Here is a 577-nt window from a genome sequence, read left to right on the forward strand (position 1 = left end):
AAGTAGAACCAGCAATTGTTGCTTATACAAAGAGTTATGATCGTCCTTATGATCATTTAGAAAATGGTGTGAATGGTGTTACCGTTGAAGATATCCGATGGTTACGTTGCGACATTAAAAGCTTGAATTTATTAGGAAATGTATTAGCAAAAGAATATGCTGTAAAATACAATGCCGTTGAAGCAATCCAACATCGAGGCGAAACTGTCACTGAAGGATCTTCAAGTAATGCTTATGCAATTAAAGACGGTGTGATTTATACACATCCGATTAACAACTATATTCTTAATGGTATTACACGAATTGTAATTAAAAAAATTGCCGAAGACTATAATATCCCATTTAAAGAAGAAACGTTTACTGTAGATTTCTTGAGAAACGCAGATGAAGTTATTGTTTCAAGTACTTCAGCTGAGGTTACACCTGTTATTAAATTAGATGGTGAACCAGTTAATGATGGTAAAGTTGGCCCAATTACACGTCAACTACAAGAAGGATTTGAAAAGTATATAGAGTCACACAGTATTTAAAATTCTTTCATCATATTTTTAGATTAAATTACTTAAATTTATCAACT

At 32.1% G+C, this 577-nt stretch carries 1 protein-coding gene; it reads left to right on the top strand.

All coding sequences use genetic code 11. From position 1 onward, the window contains the following. Positions 1 to 530, top strand: a 530-nt coding sequence (locus IDG60_RS00220) for an aminotransferase class IV (protein WP_206160341.1), incomplete at its 5' end; no start/stop codon positions are given. Positions 531 to 577 lie beyond the last annotated feature (47 nt).

This window comes from Staphylococcus sp. EG-SA-2 (assembly GCF_017152085.1).